We start from the raw sequence: 17,607 nt of genomic DNA on the forward strand, positions 1-17,607 counted from the left end.
CGCGTGATCGGTGCGGCCTCGAGTCGCAGGAGGTGACCGATGCGTTCAATTCGCACGATCGGCTGGAGGGCCGTCGTTCTGACGGCAGCGGCTCTGGTGGTGGCCCTGGCCGGATCGGCCGTCCTTGCGCCGCCCGCGTCGGCCGCCGGAGAGTTGGATCGGTACCTGGATCTGCCGTTGGTCAATCGCCATGCGGATCACGGTCCCGGCGGGGTCAACCCGGCACTCCCCACCGACCCGAAGGTCCTCAAGAACCTGCTCGACGAGGCGCGTGAACGAGGGGTCGCGCCTACGTCGTACCAGGCCCTGGTGCTTCAGTACTGGCTGGCCGACACAACAGTGGCGGCGGGAATCGACCTCAAGTCGTGGAACCCGCGCGCGGGAGTGACTGCGAACCGCGGAAACCTCACGAAGTCGTACCAGTTCTACAAGAACCTGCAGCTCAAGCACCGCGAACTCCAGTGGGCCGGGATGGGCGGGCTCGTCGGTGCCGATTTCGGCGGCGGGCTCCTCGACTTCGAGCTGGCCACCGACGTCTACGAGTTCACGCGGTTGGCACCGGTGGCGAACGCCATCGTCACCGAGACCAACAGGGCGTTCGGACCGACGATGATCGACAAGCTCCCCAAGGGTCTGCGCGCGCTGGCCCGCGTCGGCGCCACCCTCACGCCGGCCGACCTCCAGTACGTGCAGGGCTCGATCCTCGTGATGCAGAAGAACATCTTCAGCGACCTGATGCCGATGCACCGCGCATACGTGACCGGCGGACTGTCGGCACTGCGAGAGATGTACCGAGCGGGACTCTTCCCCGCCGACGTCATGAAGGCGTGGGAGGATGTCGCGAGCAAGACGCTCGACGGGATCGCGGCGGGCAATGCGCGCCTGCTCAGGCGTGAGCAGGGCGAGATCATCAACGAGCAGTGGGACACGGTCCGCGCCTACCGCGGGGACGTCGGTGAGGCGATGACCTACGCGAGCACCCTCGCCGGGTCGCCGTCGGTGGCCGGAGTCCTTCCGCTGCGCTCGTACAAGCCGCTGAAGCTGACGGGGACCACGCCCGACGGGCGGACCGTCACCGCGACCGTGCCGCTGCCGTCGTGGAACTGGTCGGTCTTCGACGAGCGATGGGATTACATCACCCACGAACTGCTGCCGAAGTACCGATTCCAGGTGGAGAACCGCTGGCCGGACCTGCGCCGAGAACTGGTGATGCCGGCCGATCCGCAGATGGAGCAGCACCGCCCCATCTTCAATCTCCTGCCGATGATGCAGTCGGCGCTCGACACGCTGAAGGTGGAGGTCCGATGAAAGCGCAGCGTTGGATCGTCGCGGCGGTCGCACTGCTGAGCGCCCTGACCGTCGGTGCCTCCCTCACAGCCGCGCCGGCCGCAGCCGGACCGCCGAACCGCACTCCGCAACTCGGCGAGGTCTTCAACGGTTTCGTACTCGGGACCTTCCAGCACGGCCGGATGGGTACGCCCGACGAGATCCTCAAGCCGCTGCAGTCCACCGACCCGTTCTACAAGGAGCCGCGACTCACGGGGTCGGAGAAGGCCGGGACGCTGCTGAAGGCCGAGCCCGTGGCCATCCAGTTCGCCGGCTTCCGCCCGGGCGACGTGGATGCGTACAAGATCATGTACGTCACCACGGCGCTCGACGGTGAGCCCGATATCAGCACCGGGCTGATCATGATCCCGCGCGACGGCCGCAAGAACGCCACGCGGCCGATCGTCAGCTACCAGATGGCCAACGACAGCGTGGGCGCCAACTGCCATCCGTCGGTGATGTGGACCGGTGGCGATCCGATCGACGGCGCCTCGTGGTCGGCCCTCGGGCCGCTGGCACAGTTGTTCGGCAAGGGGTACGCCGTCGTGATGTCGGACGTCGGTAACAACGGCGACCCGCGCCCGCACGGCGTGTTCGCCGGAAAGTACAACGCCCGCACCAGTCTCGACGCGGTGCGCGCCGCGCTCGCGGTCCGCGATGCCGGCCTGTCCGCATCGTCTCCGATCGGCATGTTCGGCATCGCCGGCGGCGGTGTCGGCACCGGTCACGCGTTGGAGATGAAGGATCAGTACGCGCCGGAACTGAACATCAAGGCCGCGGTGCTCGAGGGAATGGTTCCGAACTACCGGAACTTCATCGCGACCGCCGACGGCTCCGTCGGTTCGGGTTTCGCGATGGCGACCCTTCTGGGCCTGGAGCCGCACTACCCGGACATGCGGATCGACGACCACCTCACGGATGCGGGACGCGCTGTGGCCGATTACTACCGGACCCAGTGCCAGACGCCCGCGTACTTCACATTGCCGCTGGTACCGCTGAACACGCTGTTCAAGGGGAATGAGTCGCCTGCGACGATTCCCGCGTTCCAGCGCGCCTACCGGGACAACGTGATGGGGCAGGGGACGGCAGCGAAGGGCGTGCGCACACTCGTCGCGTCGTGCGTGGCCGACGACTCGCCGATGTCGCTGGTACCGGCTGCGGATTCGCGCAAGCTGGTCCGAGCGTGGCGCAGCCGAGGCGCTCGCGTCGACTACCAGCCGACGGACTGCAGCATGGTCAAGTTCATCACCGACATGTACGGCTGGGGCACTGACCTGTTCGGCATGCAGACCGTCGACTGGCTGGCGGCGAATCTGAAGGGGTAGAGGGGGTTTCGACTCGCTTCGCTCGCTCAACAAGCCTGGGGAGGGATGCTCGCTCAACGAGCCTGCGGGGGTGCTGGGCGGGGTCTGGGGTTTCGACTCGCTTCGCTCGCTCAACGAGCCTGAGGAGGGATGCTCGCTCAACAAGCCTGAGGAGGACGCTCGCTCAACCAGCCTGGGGAGGGCCTGGGAGGCGCTCGTCAGGACTTCTTCGACGTACCGGGGAGCACGCCGGCGTCGAGCACCGGCTTGACGAAGGGGCGAGTGCGCTCGATGAGGTCGGCGACGTCGGTGCCCAGACTCGCGCCGGTCAGTAGGTCGGTGCGTGCTTCGATGTCCTGATACAGGTCGAAGCCCGCCGAAGTGAGGCGGTGTCCGTCGTCGCCGATCTCGACGAGACCGCGCCGCGCCAGTCGGTCGACGGAGGCGTCCCAGTCGTCCTCCGACCACCCGCGGGTGAGTAGGAAGAACCGATGCCCCATCACCCGTCGACGGACGGTCGGGTCGGGCAATGCGGCCTCGTGGAAGACGCCGGCGTCGATCCCGTCCAGACCGTGGCCGATCAGCTCGGCGATGTGGTTGTCGCCGCGCCATTCCCGGAGTACCGACAAGTGACGCCAGAGGGCGAGATGCGGCGCGTCGGGAATCGGGGTGGACGCCCACGCCGCGCCCAGGGGCCGACCGGAGACGGGCAGTCCTCCGACCGCCTTCTCGTACTCGGGCAGCAGCGGCGTGATCCGCTCGCACGCGTCGCCGAGGATGGCGCGGTACTGCTCGTCGAGCATCGCGTACCGCCGTTCGGCGACCTTCTCGAGGCCGACGGCCCGAGCGCGGTCCCATGCGGATTCGATGAGCGCGGGTGAGAAGTTGTAGAAAGCGGCGGCTACGACCGCTCCCGTGGCTTCGCCCATCGGGGCGCCGCGAGCGCCGACGTAGAACGCGTGGCCGTCGAGCCCGAGGTCGGTCTGGGCGTCGCCGAGGCCCGGATTGAAGTAGGCGAGGACGTGGAAGGGTTCAAGAGTCTCGTAGGCGCGGCGCGCGATCGCCGCCTGTTCGGTGCTCATGAGTGTCACTGTGCCATCACCGGACCGGCTCCCGCGCCCGGACGGACACGGATCACCGTCGGACGCGGATCGCCGGCATCGGCGACGAGACCCGGCAACGTGCTCTCGATCCGCATCGCGGCCTCGGCCGGTGCCAGGGCGACGACGCTGCCGCCGAATCCTCCGCCGGTCATCCGGGCCCCGAAGGCGCCGAGGTCGCGGGCGGTCTCCGCGATGCGGTCGATGCCGGGTGTGGTGATCTCGAAGTCGGCGCGCATCGAGTGGTGCGACTGATTCATCAGTTCTCCGAAACGCGTGCAGTCTCCGTCGCGCAACGCCTGTGCTGCGTCCCGGACCCGTCGGTTCTCGGTGAGAACGTGCCTGGCGCGGCGCCGCAGTTCGTCGCCGCGGAGTGCTCGCCAGCCGTCATCTCGGACATAGCGCAAGCTGGGCGCCGACAGGCGGCGGGCGGCGTCCTCGCACGCCGCTCGTCGCCTCCGGTACTCGCCGTCGGCGTTCCGGTGCGGGGACCGCGAATCGATGACGAGGAGCACCGCGCCGCCCAGAGTCACCGGCACCGGCGTCACCTGCAGTGAGCGGAAGTCGAGGAGCAGAGCGGTGCCGTCGGCGCCGTACAGACTGCTCAACTGGTCGAGCAGACCGGTGGGGGCGCCCACGTATCGGTTCTCGGCGCGCTGGGCGATCAGCGCGAGGGTGCGCCGGTCGACGGTGGCCTCGGCCGCGGCGGCCAGCGCGTGGAGCACCGCGCACTCCAGAGCGGCAGACGACGACAGTCCCGCTCCGACCGGCACATCGGAGCGGATCGCCATGCGCCCGCCGGGCGCCCGGACACCGTGTTCGCGCAGCGCCCAGACACAGCCCGCCACATACGACGCCCAGCCGGTCACCCGGGTGCCGTGCGCCGCGTCATCGTCGGGAGCGGTGTCGATGGGCACGCCGGCCCGGCCGGGCGCGAGGTCGGAGGAGACGACGACCGATTCGGCGGCCGGGTCCGGCCGGAAGCTCACCGTGGTCCCGAGCTGCAGCGCGATCGACAGCGCCAGCCCGTCGTTGTAGTCCGTGTGCTCACCGATCAGATTGACTCGGCCCGGCGCATATGCGCGCACCTCCGGCTCCCGCGACCGCGGTCCGGGAGGCGAGGTGCTGCCGGCCGATCCCTCAGGCATGTCTGCCATGGTCCGCCTGTCGGCCGAGCGCCGCACGCAATTGCTCGGCGATGTTCTCGGGGGTCTTGTCCGTGATGAAGGCATCGCGCGCCGACTCGGACCCGGCCAGGTATTTGAGTCTGTGGGCGCTGCGGCGGATCGAGAAGATCTCGGCGTGCAGGTAGCCCTCGGCCGCGTCGGCCGGATACTGATGCCACGACGCGACGTAGGGCAGCGGGGCGTCGTACAGGGCGTCGCAGGCTCGAAGGACCGCGAGCTGGGTCCGCGCGAGGTCGTCGGCCTCCCGGTCGGTGAGTTCGCCGAGACCGCGGACGTGCCGGTTCGGGTAGACGTGCACCTCCACCGGCCAGCGCGCCGCGAACGGTACGAACGCGGTGGTGTGCGCGGTCGACAGGAGAATTCGCTCGCCGTCTTCGAGTTCGCGGGCGAGGATCGCTTCGAAGAGGTCTGCGGAGTGCTCGCGCCGATACCGACCGGCCGACCGCAGCATCGATTCGGTGCGTCGGGTACGGAACGGGTAGGCGTAGATCTGGCCGTGCGGGTGACCGAGGGTCACGCCGATCTCCTCGCCGCGATTCTCGAAACAATGGACCTCGCGCACGCCGTCCAACGCCATGAGCTCGGCGGTCCGGTGCGCCAGAGCGTCGAGGACCAGGCGGGCGCGGCGTTCGGGGAGTGCGCCGAACGAACCGTCGTGGTCGCTGGTGAAGCAGACCACCTCGCAGCGGCCGGTGCCCGGAATCTCGGTCCGCAGCGGATCGTCGCTCGCCGGCGGCGACGCTCCGGCACCGGCATGCTCCGGTGGTGCGGCGAGCGACGGGAAGCGATTCTCGAACACCGCCACCCCGTAGTCCGACGCTGGGATCTCGCTTCGGAGACCCTCCGGGTCGGGGCACAGCGGGCACTGCCGCCGCGGCGGCAGATGGGTACGGTCCTGGCGCGCGGGCGCCACGATCACCCAGTCGTTCGTGACGGGGTCTCGGCGGACGGTCGTCGCACCGCGATCCGTCGGCAGGTCGCGGCGGTCGGGGCGCAGGACGGAGGCCTCGCCGTCGTCGAACAGCAGTATCTCGCGTCCGTCACTGAGCCGTCCGCGGACCGGTTCGGGGAGAGACCTCGCCGTCGACACGCGGCGAATCTACCATCGGGCTCCGGTCGCGACGACCTTCCGCGACCGGAGCCCGGCACGCGTTTTCAGATCGTCACGGGGAGATGACCCCGAGCCCGGCTCATCCCTCGACCACCTCGGCGTCGATACGCGTACCCGCGGGAACCAGGGCGTACACCGCCGCGGCGACCGCCAGCATGATGAGACCGCCGGTGAGGCTGGTGATCTGCAGCGAATCGGTGAACGCGGTACCGGCTTGCTGTGCCAGGTTCGGCATGTGCAGCTGATCGGCGACGCCCGCCGCGGACCCGATCGACTCGCGGGCCGCGTCGTGCAATCGGGGATCGAGGTCGTCCAGCGCGCCGGACTCGTCGAGCCGGCTGCGATAGAGCACCGCGGCGACGCTGCCGAGGAGCGCGACACCGATGACGCTGCCGAGTTCGTAGGAGGTCTCCTCCATCGCGGCGGCGTTGCCCGCGCGGTTCTCGGGGCTGCCCGACATGATCAGCGCCGAGCCGATCGCCAGCGATCCGATGCCGACACCCACCAGGATCAACGACACGACGGCCGACGCGTAGTGCAGCTCTCCGGGGATCAGGTACACGGCGATCATGCCGATGCCGGCCACCGCGATGCCGCCGGCAATGACGATTCGCGGACCGACGCGTTCGGCCAGACGCGGTGCGGCGAGCGAGGCGGCGGCCGAGGCGACAGCGAGCGGGACCAGCTGCAGGCCGGCACGGATCGGTGAACTGCCCTCCACCGACTGCAGCCACTGGGCGAGCAGCAGCAGGGCCGCGGCCATCGCGAACATCGAGCCGAGGGCGCCGGCGATACCGCCGGTGAAGACGCGGCTGCGGAACAGCCCGACGTCGAGCATCGGCCGGTCCTGGCGCAGACTGCGGCGGACGAAGACGGTCAGCAGCAGCACTCCTGCGGCGAACGCGGCCCAGCCCTCGGGGACCAGCAGACTCGATTCGGCACCGAAGTGCTTCACCGACCACATCAGGAGCACCATGCCGGAGAACGAGAGGGCGATGCCCAGCCAGTCCCAGACTCCCGGGTCGGCCGACCGCGACTCGGGGAGCAGGAAGACCCCGGCGACCACGGCCAGCGCCATCAGCGGAGCGTTGACGAGGAAAGCCGACTGCCAGGAGAAGTGCTCCACCAGGAAACCGCCGACCAGCGGGCCGATCGCCGCACCGAGACCGGCGACCGACGACCACACCGCGAGTGCGCGCGCCCGCCGGCGCGCGTCGGTGAACAGGACGCGGATCGTCGACAGTGTGGTCGGCATGATGAACGCGCCGCCGATGCCGAGGAGGGCGCGGATGGCGATCACCGCGGTCGCCGACTCGGCGACCAGGACGAGCAGCGATGCGGCGCCGAAGACGGCGTACCCGGCCAACAGCATCCGCTTGCGTCCCCAGCGGTCGGCCAACGATGCGGCCGGGACGAGCAGCCCGGCGAGCACCAGCGAGTAGACGTCGACGATCCATAGCAGCTGGGAGGCGGTGGGCTCCAAGTCGGCCGACATCGCGGGAAGAGCGATGTTCAGGATCGTCATATCCATCACGATCACGAGCAGGCTCGCACTCAACACAGCGGTCGCGAGCCAGGCGCGGACGGTGGAGTAGCCGGTGCTCCCCGTGGTGGGTGAGGCAGTCATCACGGTTGTCTTTTCTGCGCCATGAACGGCGCGACGAGAGTGTGCAGGAAGTCTTTGGAGACGACGGTGTTGTGCAATGCCGCGTGCATCACGACGCCGTCGGAGACGATCGCGAGGGCGAGCGCGTTGTCGGGTCCGACGTAATCGCTCAAGATCTCGACGAGATTGGTCTGCCAGCGGAGCGACAGCGCGCGCAGTTCGGGATCGAACAGGCCCGCCGACATCAGCGAGACGTCGGCCGCGACGGCGCGGCTGTCGGCGAGGTAGTCGTGAATCTGATCCACCAGCGCTTCCGCTGACCCGCCGGCCGCGACCAGGCTGCTCCGCACGGCGGCCAGGTCTTCGTCGACCTCCGCGGCGAGCCGCTCCAGGGCCTGGGTGCGCAGGTCGTCGATGGAGGTGAAGTACTGGGTCGTCGATCCCAACGGCACACCCGCACGCTCGGCGACGCGGCGGTGCGTCAGCGCGGCCGGTCCGAGTTCGACCACCAGATCCGCCGCCGCGGCGAGAATCGCCGCCCGCCGTGCCTCCGGGTCGTGCTTGGCCATGACTCCCTCACAATTCTGTACGAATGTACATGTACTTTTGTACAGGGCTGGCGGAGGTCTGTCGACCGAATATCGGAGGGCTCAGCCCCACGTCTCGCGGATGTGTGCCGACAAGGCGTCGAGCGGTGCGGTGGAACGGGTGGCGCGAGAGGTGATGATGGCGCCTTCGAGGGCTGCCACCAGCATGTCGCCGGCGCGTCGGGCGGCGTCCGCGGCCAGTCCGTCGGCCTCGAAGGACGCGGCGATCTGGCCCGCCAGCGTTTGGAAAGCCGTGGCGGCGCGCTCGGCCGCACCCGGGTACTCCGCGGCGGAGGTGGAGGCGGCCACCAGGGGGCAGCCGAGGCGGTAGTCGTGGCGCACCAGGGTCTGCTTCCACTCGTCCACGATGACGATCAGACCCGCCACAGCGGTCCGGCCGTACAGTGCGGCCGCGAGGCGCGACGAGGCGTGCCTGGCCGCCTCGTCGGTGGCCTGCTCCAGCAGTTGCGCCTTGCCGCGGGGGAAGTGCTGGTACATCGAGCGCCGCGCCACGCCGCTGTGCTCCATGAGCTCCGACATTCCGAATCCGTCGGCTCCCTTGCTCCGGAGCAGCTGAGTCGCCGACAGGAGCAGTCGGTCGCGGACGGGGAGTGTTGCCATGCACCCAGGGTACGCGTGAGTAGAACGATCGTTCTGTTACCGTCGACGCATGACTCACGTTTTCGATGAGGCCATCGCCCTCACGCCCACGGCGTCGGACCATGTGGTCCGCGCGCAGACGCATCCCGCGTACAACAACATGGTCGGCCCGTTCGGCGGCATCACGGCCGCGACCGTCGTCAACGGCATCCAGCAGCGGCCCGACGTCCTCGGCGATCCGCTCGCGCTGACCATCAATTACGCGGCACCGATCGCCGAAGGACAGTGGGATCTCGACCTGCGGCCCGTCCGGACCAACCGCACCAATCAGCACTGGGTGGTGACGATCAGCCAATCCGGACAGGTGGCGGCCACCGGCACCGCGGTCTTCGGCGTCGCCCGTGACACCTGGTCCGACACCGAGCCGACGCCTCCGGCCGCACCGCCCGCCGAGGAGGTCGAGGTCAGCGAGTACGTGGACTTCATCGCCTGGGCCAAGAACTACGACAAGCGGTTCGTCGCGGGCGGCATGGACGGGAGGAACGACGCCGACTCGACGTCGACGTTGTGGCTGCGCGACCGGCCCGAGCGGCCGCTCGACTTCCCGGCGCTCACCGCGATGACCGATGTCTTCTACCCTCGTGTCTTTCTCCGGCACGGAACCTACATGCCGGCGGGCACCATCACCCTGACCACGTATTTCCACGCCACCGCGCAGGAACTCGAGGCGCATGGAACCGGACACGTCCTCGCGACGGCGCGCGCCGCCCGGTTCGGGCACGGTCACTTCGACCAGTACGGACAGCTCTGGTCGGGCGAGGTGCTCCTCGCGACCACGCACCAGCTCGTGTACTTCAAAGACCCCGCCTGATTCGAGGTCGCCCGAGTGTCCCGGCCGTGCCCGGATACACTCGGGCGATACGTCACGGTGCTCGGGAAGTCCGGTGAGAAGCCGGCGCGGTACTCGCCACTGTGAACAGGTCCGGAAGTCGCCGGGAGTGCAGGACTCCAGCCACTGGGTGCTCGTCATCTGGGAAGGTGCGACCGCCGGCAGTCCTGTGTAGCCAGGAGACCGGCCGCGGCGTACCCCGAAGTTCCACGAGTATCTGGAAAGGGGGGTCGCATTGCGCACCCTGAAGAACGCGGTGATCCTGGCCGTCGCCGGCACCGTCCTCACCGTCTCCGCCTGTTCCGGCGACGATCCCGCATCGGGCGCCGACGGCTCGGCGATCAGCCTGCAGAACTGCGGCCGCACCGTCACCCTGAAGAAGCCGGCCGACGCGGCCATCACCGTCAACCAGGGGGCCACCGAGTCGGCCCTGGCCGTCGGCGCCGGCGGGCAACTGGTCGGCACCGCCTACCTCGACAGCGCCATCGCCCCGCAATGGGCCGCAGCCTACGGCGAGATCCCGGTGCTGTCGGAGAAGTACCCCACCCGCGAAGCGGTCCTCGAGAAGCACCCCGACCTGATCGCCGCGTCGTACAGCAGCGCCTTCGACGACAAGGCGCTGGGAAGCCGGCAGTCGTTCGACGACCTCGGTGTGGCGACCTACGTGTCGCCCTTCGGCTGCGAGGACAAGTCGAAGCGTCCGGCCTCGTCCTGGGACGCGGTGGCCGGTGAGACCAGCGACTACGGCGTGCTCTTCGGACGGACGGCCGATGCCGACCGGGTGAACGCCGACATGCGCGCGAAGCTAGCCGACCTCACCGCGAAGTCGGCCGGACGGGGCAAGACGGTTCTGTGGTGGGATTCCTCGACCGACAAGCCCTTCGTCGGTGCCGGCGACGGCGGGCCGCAATTGGTGATCGACGCCGTCGGCGCGAAGAACGTCTTCGGGGATCTCTCCGGCAACTGGGCCGAGACCGGCTGGGAGGCGGTGCTCAAAGCCGATCCGGACGTGATCGTCCTGGTGGACGCCGACTGGGATCCGGCCGCCGCCAAGCGGAAGTATCTGGAGTCCGACCCGGCGCTCAAGGACCTGAAGGCCGTCGCGAAGGGATCGTTCGTGGTGATCCCGTTCGCTGAGAGCACCCCCGGTCCGCGGCTGATCGACGGCGCCGCCAAGCTGTCGGACGCGCTCGCGAAGTAGTCGGCGCGTGCGCGAACGGCTCCGCGGTACACCGGCCCTGGCGGGTTGGCTGGCCGGACTGACGGTCCTGCTGCTGATCAGCATGGCGCTGGGAATCGTGGTCGGATCGGCCGATCTGCCGCTGGGCACGGTGGTGCGAGCGCTCGGCAGCAGCGTGGGCATCGGCACGTCCGATGTGCTCGACGAGAACATCGTCGTTCAGCTGCGGCTGCCGCGGGTGGTCGGAGCGGCACTCATCGGTGCGGGCCTGGCGGTCTGCGGCACCGTCCTGCAGTCGTTGACGGGCAACCAGCTGGCCGACCCGTACATCCTCGGGATGTCCGGCGGTGCGTCTCTCGGCGCCGTGGTGGTGTTGAGCACGGGAGTCGGCATGGGCAGCATGGCCGGTGGCTCAGTGGTCTCCGTCGCAGCGTTTCTGGGGGCGATGGGTTCGCTGCTGCTGGTGTTCGCGATCGCGGTCACGCGCGGGGGCGCGCTGCTTCCGGGCAGACTGATCCTGGCCGGCGTCGCCGTCGGGCAACTCGCCGCGGCGCTGAGTTCGGCGTTGATCTACTTCGGCCCGCACGGCACCGCCGACCGCGTCATGTTCTGGTCGATGGGGTCGGTGGCCGGCATCCGCTGGAACACCCTCGCGCTGACCGCGATCGTCACCGTGTGCACGATCGTCGCCGTGCTGGCCCACGCCCGAACGCTGGACGCCTTCGCCTTCGGTGAACGCGCCGCCGCGAGCCTGGGCACTCACGTGGCCCGCACTCGCTGGGTGCTCTACGCGCTGGTGTCGCTGTGCACCGCCGTCCTGGTGGCGCTGTCGGGGATCATCGGGTTCGTGGGGCTCGTGGTGCCGCACATGGTGCGCTTTCTCGTGGGCCCGCTGCACTATCGGGTCCTGCCGGTGGCGGTGGTGCTCGGGGCATTGGTGGTGGTCTGGGCCGACATCATCGCCCGCGGCGTGATGCCGTCGCGGGAACTGCCGCTCGGGCTCGTCACCTCGGTGATCGGCGTGCCCGCCTTCATCTACCTGCTCCGGCGACAGCGAGGCACCGAATGACCGGGACCGAGACCGGGATGCCCGGCATCGAGATGCGGGCGGTGAGCTTCGCCCGCGGCGAGCGGAGAATCCTCGACGACGTCACGGCCCGGGCGCCCGCCAGCCGATTCACCGGCGTGATCGGCCCGAACGGGTCCGGAAAGTCGACCCTGCTGTCGATGGTGATGCGTTGGCAGCGGCCCGACGCCGGCCAGGTGCTGCTGGGCGGCACCGACGTCCGGGAGTTGGGCCGCCGCGAGTTCGCGCGCACCGTCGCCGAGGTGGAACAGCACTCGGCGACCGTCCTGGAACTGTCGGTGGAACAGATTGTGGAGCTCGGCACCATCCCGCACGCCGGGGGATGGGCCAGGCCGCTCGGAGACGCCGCGCACGAGGCGCATCAGGCCATCGGAACGCTCGGCATCGAGCATCTGCGGCACCGCACCTGGCAGACCCTGTCCGGCGGCGAACGGCAGAAGGTCCAGATGGCGCGGGCGCTGGCGCAGCGCCCGAAGGTCCTCGTCCTCGACGAGCCGACCAACCATCTCGATGTGGCGGCCGGGCTTCACCTGCTGCAGCTGGCCCGGGATCTCGGCCTCACCGTCCTCGCTGCCCTGCACGATCTGCAACTCGCCGCGATGTACTGCGACCACCTCGTCGTGCTCGACGAGGGCCGCGTCCGTGCGCAGGGCAGCGCCTCCGAGGTGCTGACGCCCGAGTTGCTGGCGGACGTCTACGGCCTCGACGCGCAGGTGCTTCGCCATCCGGTCACCGGCGGGCCACTGATCGTCATGTGCGGCGTGGTTTCGGCCACAGGCGGGGAGAAGTGATGATCGACGCCGACTGGGTGATCGTGACGGCGCCGACGGATCGCGGCGCGGATGTGCACGGCGAACTCGCCCGTGCGCTGGGAGAGGTCGCCGAACGCCATCCGGGCACGGTCTTCCGCTCCGCCGTCCTGGGCGGTGAGTCCGACACCGTCACCGAGGTGCTCGACGAGGCGGCCCGCGAGGGCGCCGACTCGGTGGTGGTGCTGAGCGGTCAGACGCTCGCCGACCGAAAGATGGACGCTTGGTTCCGCCGCGTGATCGGGCACTGGCTGCGGAACCGCCCGGCGGGCTCCGCGCCGGATATCAGGATCGGCGGATCGCTTTGCCAGACAACGGATTACGCGAATCTGATCGAGCGGGCTGCCGCCGACGGCGGGGCCCCGGCCCGCGATACCACCGCCCCGCTCGCGACGAAGGCCTGGGACGCGGTTCCCGGGTTCGCGCGACACGTGCTGGTCTGCCGCGGTCCCCGATGCTCGGCGCGAGGGGGCGCCGAGACGCAGTCGGAACTCTCCGCCGAACTCGACGCCCGGCGGCTCGGCGACGACGACGTCCTCATCACGCTCACCGGGTGCCTGTTCCCCTGCTCGCAGGCGCCGGTGGTCGCGGTCTATCCGGACGACGTCTGGTACGCCGGACTCACAGCGGCGCGAGTCGCCGATGTGGTGGAGCGGCACCTGGTGGGAGGTGAACCGATCCGGGAGTGGTTCGGAGACCGATCGGCGAGCCGGTGAACCGGACGCCCGAGCGGAGACGGCCGGGGACGGCCCGGATGTCCGGCAAGTACATTCAGTACTGAAACCACAGTCGAAGGGGACACATGGCGGGCAGGGCGATCCGGATGTCGGTGGCGATGCTGGCGGGTGGCGCAGTGCTCGCCTCGGTGGGATGCAGCACCGACGGCTCGTCCACCGCTGCCGAGCGCGAGGCCGCCGAGCTGCCGCTGACACAGGCCGAACTGCCCGCCGGTTTCCACACCGCCCGGCTCAGCAAGGACGCCCTCGCGCAGATGACGGAGCAACTCTCCGATTCCACCGCACACGTCGACATCGCACCCGCGCAGTGTGCGGCATCCGGAGCGATGGTCACCACGATCGACCCGAAGAGGGTCGGCGTGATGGCGGCGACCGATGGTGACGATGCGATCAGCGAGTCGGTGCAGCCCGTCGCCGAGATCGACGGCGGCGTCGACCTCGAGGCTGCGCGCAAGCAGGTCACCGGCGACTGCGGCGTCGTCCGTGTGCACGTGAAGGCCGGCCCGGTCAAAGGTGCGGAGATCACCGTCACGCATACCGTGATCGACGTACCGCGCGGGGCCGCCGACCAGGTCCTGGCGGTGGAGAGCCGGAGTAGGACCGTGAACGGTTCCAAATCCGGTGAGACGAGTCTGCTGGTAGGAAACGCCCTCGTCAACGGTTACGCGGTCACCGTACAGATGAGCGCCGTCGACCAGACCGCCGATCTGAATCGTGCGGTTTTCGAGGACGTCTTCGCCAGGGCGATCGCCAAGGCCGCGCGCTGACCGCCGCCTCGACGGGATGCCGGTGCCGCGCCCGGATTCCGCATCGGTCAGGATTGTCCCGTCTACTCAGTATCACCAGATAGGGATGAAGACCGACGTGATGACAATGAAGAGGATTGCCGGCGCCGCCGCTGCCGCGAGCGCGGCATTGCTGCTCGTGACCGGCTGCGGCTCGACCGAGGACGGCGCACCGGTGCCGGGTCCCGCATCGTCGGCCGCCGCACCGTCCGTAGATGCGGGCAAGGCGCCGACGCTGGTGATCGGCAAGGCCGATTTTCCGGCCGGGTACCAGGTGACCCCGGTTCCGCGAGACCAGATCCAGAAGGTCGCCGATTCCGTTCTCAGCTCGACGAAGAGCGCGAAGGTGACGCCGGCGAACTGCATGCAGCTGAGTGCGTTTCCAGACAAGATCGACCTCGCCAAGACCGGCTTCGTCATCGCGATGAAGGGCACCTCCGTGCTCGCTGAGACCGTCTCCGTGGTCGACCACTCCGTGGAGGACTTCCGCAAGGCCGTGACCGGCGACTGCGGCAAGATCAAGGTCGAGATCACCGAGGGCCAGGCCGCGGGCGCGAAGGGCACGGCCGTCTCGAAGGTGATTCCGGCGCCGAAGACGAAGGCGGACGACGCGATCGTCGTGCAGCAGAGTTCCACGATCGACTTCAAGGGAACCACCACCAAGACGTCGATGATCGTCGGTTACGCGATGGTCAACGGCTACCTGGTCAGCGTGCAGGCCAGCGACGCCTCCCCGCAGTCGACTCCCGACCTGGCAGCGTTCAACAAGGTCTTCACCAAGGCCGTCGATCGGGTGGCCACCGAGACCGCCTGACCACTCCCGGACAATGAGAAAGGCCCGCCGACGGCGGGCCTTTCTCATATGACTGCGTCGGTCAGATGACGCCGAGCGCGTTCATCGCGTCGGCGACCTGAACGAAACCGGCGACGTTGGCGCCCAGGATGTAATTGCCCGGGTCGTTGTACTCGTCGGCGGTCTGCAGGCAGGTGTGGTGCAGGGTGCGCATGATGGAGCTCAGACGCTCCTCGGCGTACTCGAACGTCCAGGAGTCGCGCGAGGCGTTCTGCTGCATCTCCAGCGCGGAGGTCGCCACACCGCCGGCGTTGGCGGCCTTGCCCGGCGCGAAGCCGACGCCCGCAGCGAGCAGGACCTTGGTGGCCTCCGGTGTGGTGGGCATGTTGGCGCCCTCGGCGACCACCTTGCATCCGTTGCGGACCAGTGCCTCGGCGTCCTTCTCATCCAGCTCGTTCTGCGTCGCACACGGCAGCGCGATGTCGGCGGGCACCTGCCAGAGGTTGCCCTCGGTGACCAGGCGGGCACCGCCGCCGCGCAGTTCGACGTACTCGCTCAGGCGGGCCCGGCGGACCTGCTTGACCTCCTTGAGGATCTCCAGGTCGATGCCGTTCTCATCGACGACGTAGCCGGAGGAGTCCGAGCAGGCGATGACCGTGCCGCCGAGCTGGTGGATCTTCTCGATCGCGTAAGTGGCGACGTTTCCGGAACCGGAGACGAGGACCTTCTTGCCCTCGAAGCTGTCGCCCTTGGCCTTCAGCATCTCGTCGACGAAGAAGACAGCGCCGTAACCGGTGGCCTCCGGGCGGACCTGCGAACCGCCCCACGACAGTCCCTTGCCCGTCAGGACGCCGGACTCGTAGCGGTTGGTGATGCGCTTGTACTGGCCGAACAGGAAGCCGATCTCGCGGCCGCCGACGCCGATGTCGCCGGCGGGAACGTCGGTGTACTCGCCGATGTGGCGATACAGCTCGGTCATGAACGACTGGCAGAAGCGCATGACCTCGAGGTCGGAGCGGCCCTTGGGGTCGAAGTCCGAGCCGCCCTTGCCGCCTCCGATCGGCAGGCCGGTCAGAGCGTTCTTGAAGATCTGTTCGAAGCCGAGGAACTTGACGATCGACAGGTTCACCGACGGGTGGAACCGCAGGCCGCCCTTGTACGGGCCGAGGGCCGAGTTGAACTCGACGCGGAAGCCGCGGTTGATCTGGACCTGGCCGGCGTCGTCGATCCACGGCACGCGGAAGATGATCTGACGCTCGGGCTCGCACATCCGGGCCAGGACGTCCTGGTACTCGGGGTGCTTGACCATGACGGGGCTCAGCGACTCGAAGACTTCCTGAACGGCCTGGTGGAACTCGGGCTCACCGGGGTTGCGGTTGATAACCATGTCGTAGCAACCCTGGAGATCGCTGTCCCATGCGGTCATGTGTAGTACTCCCAACTGGTGCGCTGGACGAGGCGGGCTCGGCGCACACCGCAAATTCCGGTCCTCTCGGGCCAATTTCCGTTGGTCACTCTATCGGCGCAGCGGGTGCGGCATGAAACCGGATGCTCGTTTCGTGTGGTTGACCACTGCATTACATGCTTATTACGGCGCAGCCGCCACGACGACGGGGCCGGCGCGCGATGCACCGGCCCCGTCGCGGGAGAGCGGGTCAGATCCGGCTGGTCTTGCCGTACGCGTAGTAGACGTAGACGCCGGTTTCGGTGGTGACGGAGATCTTCGTGAACGGACGCACCGAGATCGGGCCGAGCGCGTTGGTCGCGTGAAGCTCGACGCCGGACAGCACGATGTCGGCCGTCGGCTTGGTGAGCGCGATCTTCGCGAGCGAGACAGTGGTGATCTTGCCCGCGGCCACCTCGAACTCGAGGTCGGTGGCCGGGATGATCGTCGACTCCGCGCCCAGGCTGACACCCACGTCGCCGACCGAGCCGCCGCCACCGGTACCGGAGACGGTGACGTTCGGGTTCACCTTCGCGTCGACGCCGCCGGTGAGCTTGAGATCCGGGGTGTGCGCGGTGATCTTGACGCCACCGGGTGCGATCGAGACCGGATACCCGATCTGGTAGCCGACCTCCAGCGTGGCGCTGACCTTCTTGTCCTTGATGCCGGTCAGCGCGGCGTGCACGTCGGACGAGAGCAGGGCCTCGGCCGAGGTGGGAGAACCGTCCAGCGGCGGAATCCGCTTGGCCGAGAGCTGGCCGGTGGTCAGCTCCACGGTGACACCCTCACGGGTGTGGTGGGTGGCCGCCGTTGCGGTGGCCGGAATCAGTGCGGCGGTCGCGAAGAACGCGACGAGCAGCGTGAACGCTGTGATCAGACGCTTGGTCATGTGTTGATTACCCCGACGGTAGAAGAGAGAGACCCGCCCGGCGGCGAGTCCATATCACAGTAGGAATCCGCGATGTGCCGATTCAACGAATCTCTCGCCGATGTCCGCATCGTCACTGGTCACAGGTGTGGATGAGTTATCCGGACCGGAGAAATTCCCCGGAATCCGGTGCT

The 17,607-nt window shown here is 68.7% G+C and carries 17 protein-coding genes and 1 riboswitch; of the genes, 9 read left to right on the forward strand and 8 right to left on the reverse strand.

What is annotated here, in order from left to right; translation table 11 throughout:
• Window positions 1-39: 39 nt before the first annotated feature.
• Both ACK8HH_RS00650 and ACK8HH_RS00655 read left to right on the forward strand, forming a co-directional pair.
• The gene (locus ACK8HH_RS00650; RefSeq protein WP_412475466.1) at window positions 40-1,308 is read left to right on the forward strand and encodes a hypothetical protein; all 1,269 of its coding nucleotides are present in this window, start codon (window positions 40-42) and stop codon (window positions 1,306-1,308) included.
• A complete protein-coding gene (locus tag ACK8HH_RS00655) occupies window positions 1,305-2,651 on the forward strand; it encodes a lipase family protein (protein WP_006897932.1) in 1,347 nt (448 codons plus the stop codon). Before ACK8HH_RS00650 ends, ACK8HH_RS00655 begins: the two co-directional genes overlap by 4 nt.
• A gap of 197 nt (window positions 2,652-2,848) precedes the next feature.
• Here the strand turns inward: ACK8HH_RS00655 and ACK8HH_RS00660 are convergent, their stop codons facing one another.
• The 6 genes from ACK8HH_RS00660 to ACK8HH_RS00685 all read right to left on the reverse strand — a co-directional run bounded on the left by ACK8HH_RS00660 (window position 2,849) and on the right by ACK8HH_RS00685 (window position 8,842).
• Entirely contained in the window at window positions 2,849-3,712 is an 864-nt protein-coding gene (locus ACK8HH_RS00660) for an SCO6745 family protein (RefSeq protein ID WP_039868059.1), read from the reverse strand.
• Window positions 3,713-3,717: 5 nt separating this feature from the next.
• Complete coding sequence (gene galK / locus ACK8HH_RS00665) at window positions 3,718-4,878, reverse strand: galactokinase (RefSeq protein ID WP_006897934.1); 1,161 nt, start codon at window positions 4,876-4,878, stop codon at window positions 3,718-3,720.
• Window positions 4,871-6,007, reverse strand: coding sequence for a galactose-1-phosphate uridylyltransferase (galT, locus tag ACK8HH_RS00670; protein WP_006897935.1), 1,137 nt, complete (start codon window positions 6,005-6,007; stop codon window positions 4,871-4,873). Before galT ends, galK begins: the two co-directional genes overlap by 8 nt.
• A gap of 100 nt (window positions 6,008-6,107) precedes the next feature.
• Complete coding sequence (locus ACK8HH_RS00675) at window positions 6,108-7,655, reverse strand: MFS transporter (RefSeq protein ID WP_346077565.1); 1,548 nt, start codon at window positions 7,653-7,655, stop codon at window positions 6,108-6,110.
• Window positions 7,655-8,203: a TetR/AcrR family transcriptional regulator gene (locus ACK8HH_RS00680; RefSeq protein ID WP_346077567.1), complete on the reverse strand. Its 549-nt coding sequence runs from the start codon at window positions 8,201-8,203 to the stop codon at window positions 7,655-7,657. The genes ACK8HH_RS00675 and ACK8HH_RS00680 overlap by 1 nt, the downstream gene beginning before the upstream one ends.
• An 81-nt stretch (window positions 8,204-8,284) precedes the next feature.
• A complete protein-coding gene (locus ACK8HH_RS00685) occupies window positions 8,285-8,842 on the reverse strand; it encodes a helix-turn-helix domain-containing protein (RefSeq protein WP_346077569.1) in 558 nt (185 codons plus the stop codon).
• A gap of 49 nt (window positions 8,843-8,891) precedes the next feature.
• Between ACK8HH_RS00685 and ACK8HH_RS00690 the strand changes: the two genes are divergently transcribed.
• The 7 genes from ACK8HH_RS00690 (at window position 8,892) to ACK8HH_RS00720 (ending at window position 15,122) form a co-directional block, all read left to right on the forward strand.
• The gene (locus ACK8HH_RS00690) at window positions 8,892-9,692 is read left to right on the forward strand and encodes an acyl-CoA thioesterase (protein WP_006897939.1); all 801 of its coding nucleotides are present in this window, start codon (window positions 8,892-8,894) and stop codon (window positions 9,690-9,692) included.
• A 38-nt stretch (window positions 9,693-9,730) separates the two neighbouring features.
• A riboswitch (cobalamin riboswitch) is annotated at window positions 9,731-9,917 on the forward strand.
• A 28-nt stretch (window positions 9,918-9,945) separates the two neighbouring features.
• Window positions 9,946-10,911: an ABC transporter substrate-binding protein gene (locus ACK8HH_RS00695; RefSeq protein WP_346077570.1), complete on the forward strand. Its 966-nt coding sequence runs from the start codon at window positions 9,946-9,948 to the stop codon at window positions 10,909-10,911.
• Between the two features lie 7 nt (window positions 10,912-10,918).
• The gene (locus tag ACK8HH_RS00700; RefSeq protein ID WP_346077571.1) at window positions 10,919-11,959 is read left to right on the forward strand and encodes an iron ABC transporter permease; all 1,041 of its coding nucleotides are present in this window, start codon (window positions 10,919-10,921) and stop codon (window positions 11,957-11,959) included.
• Window positions 11,956-12,768, forward strand: a complete 813-nt coding sequence (locus ACK8HH_RS00705; protein WP_346077573.1) for an ABC transporter ATP-binding protein — start codon at window positions 11,956-11,958, stop codon at window positions 12,766-12,768. Before ACK8HH_RS00700 ends, ACK8HH_RS00705 begins: the two co-directional genes overlap by 4 nt.
• Complete coding sequence (locus ACK8HH_RS00710) at window positions 12,768-13,502, forward strand: (2Fe-2S) ferredoxin domain-containing protein (protein ID WP_346077575.1); 735 nt, start codon at window positions 12,768-12,770, stop codon at window positions 13,500-13,502. The genes ACK8HH_RS00705 and ACK8HH_RS00710 overlap by 1 nt, the downstream gene beginning before the upstream one ends.
• An 86-nt stretch (window positions 13,503-13,588) precedes the next feature.
• Entirely contained in the window at window positions 13,589-14,290 is a 702-nt protein-coding gene (locus ACK8HH_RS00715; RefSeq protein ID WP_346077577.1) for a hypothetical protein, read from the forward strand.
• Window positions 14,291-14,396: 106 nt separating this feature from the next.
• A complete protein-coding gene (locus ACK8HH_RS00720; protein WP_346077579.1) occupies window positions 14,397-15,122 on the forward strand; it encodes a hypothetical protein in 726 nt (241 codons plus the stop codon).
• Between the two features lie 61 nt (window positions 15,123-15,183).
• Here ACK8HH_RS00720 and gdhA read toward each other — a convergent pair whose 3' ends face one another.
• Both gdhA and ACK8HH_RS00730 read right to left on the reverse strand, forming a co-directional pair.
• The gene (gene gdhA / locus ACK8HH_RS00725; RefSeq protein WP_006897947.1) at window positions 15,184-16,527 is read right to left on the reverse strand and encodes an NADP-specific glutamate dehydrogenase; all 1,344 of its coding nucleotides are present in this window, start codon (window positions 16,525-16,527) and stop codon (window positions 15,184-15,186) included.
• A 229-nt stretch (window positions 16,528-16,756) separates the two neighbouring features.
• Entirely contained in the window at window positions 16,757-17,434 is a 678-nt protein-coding gene (locus ACK8HH_RS00730) for an MspA family porin (RefSeq protein WP_006897948.1), read from the reverse strand.
• Window positions 17,435-17,607 lie beyond the last annotated feature (173 nt).

The organism is Gordonia sp. LUNF6, from assembly GCF_047041125.1.
GTDB lineage: Bacteria > Actinomycetota > Actinomycetes > Mycobacteriales > Mycobacteriaceae > Gordonia > Gordonia sihwensis.

Excerpts from the sequence above, each read along its gene's own strand:
- ACK8HH_RS00715 (WP_346077577.1), top strand. The coding sequence starts at position 13,589 with ATGGCGGGCAGGGCGATCCGGATGTCGGTGGCGATGCTGGCGGGTGGC.
- gdhA (WP_006897947.1), bottom strand. The coding sequence starts at position 16,527 with ATGACCGCATGGGACAGCGATCTCCAGGGTTGCTACGACATGGTTATC.
- ACK8HH_RS00705 (WP_346077573.1), top strand. The coding sequence starts at position 11,956 with ATGACCGGGACCGAGACCGGGATGCCCGGCATCGAGATGCGGGCGGTG.
- ACK8HH_RS00690 (WP_006897939.1), top strand. The coding sequence starts at position 8,892 with ATGACTCACGTTTTCGATGAGGCCATCGCCCTCACGCCCACGGCGTCG.
- ACK8HH_RS00675 (WP_346077565.1), bottom strand. The coding sequence starts at position 7,655 with ATGACTGCCTCACCCACCACGGGGAGCACCGGCTACTCCACCGTCCGC.
- ACK8HH_RS00685 (WP_346077569.1), bottom strand. The coding sequence starts at position 8,842 with ATGGCAACACTCCCCGTCCGCGACCGACTGCTCCTGTCGGCGACTCAG.
- ACK8HH_RS00710 (WP_346077575.1), top strand. The coding sequence starts at position 12,768 with ATGATCGACGCCGACTGGGTGATCGTGACGGCGCCGACGGATCGCGGC.
- ACK8HH_RS00655 (WP_006897932.1), top strand. The coding sequence starts at position 1,305 with ATGAAAGCGCAGCGTTGGATCGTCGCGGCGGTCGCACTGCTGAGCGCC.
- ACK8HH_RS00730 (WP_006897948.1), bottom strand. The coding sequence starts at position 17,434 with ATGACCAAGCGTCTGATCACAGCGTTCACGCTGCTCGTCGCGTTCTTC.
- ACK8HH_RS00680 (WP_346077567.1), bottom strand. The coding sequence starts at position 8,203 with ATGGCCAAGCACGACCCGGAGGCACGGCGGGCGGCGATTCTCGCCGCG.
- ACK8HH_RS00660 (WP_039868059.1), bottom strand. The coding sequence starts at position 3,712 with ATGAGCACCGAACAGGCGGCGATCGCGCGCCGCGCCTACGAGACTCTT.
- galK (WP_006897934.1), bottom strand. The coding sequence starts at position 4,878 with ATGCCTGAGGGATCGGCCGGCAGCACCTCGCCTCCCGGACCGCGGTCG.
- ACK8HH_RS00650 (WP_412475466.1), top strand. The coding sequence starts at position 40 with ATGCGTTCAATTCGCACGATCGGCTGGAGGGCCGTCGTTCTGACGGCA.
- ACK8HH_RS00720 (WP_346077579.1), top strand. The coding sequence starts at position 14,397 with ATGAAGAGGATTGCCGGCGCCGCCGCTGCCGCGAGCGCGGCATTGCTG.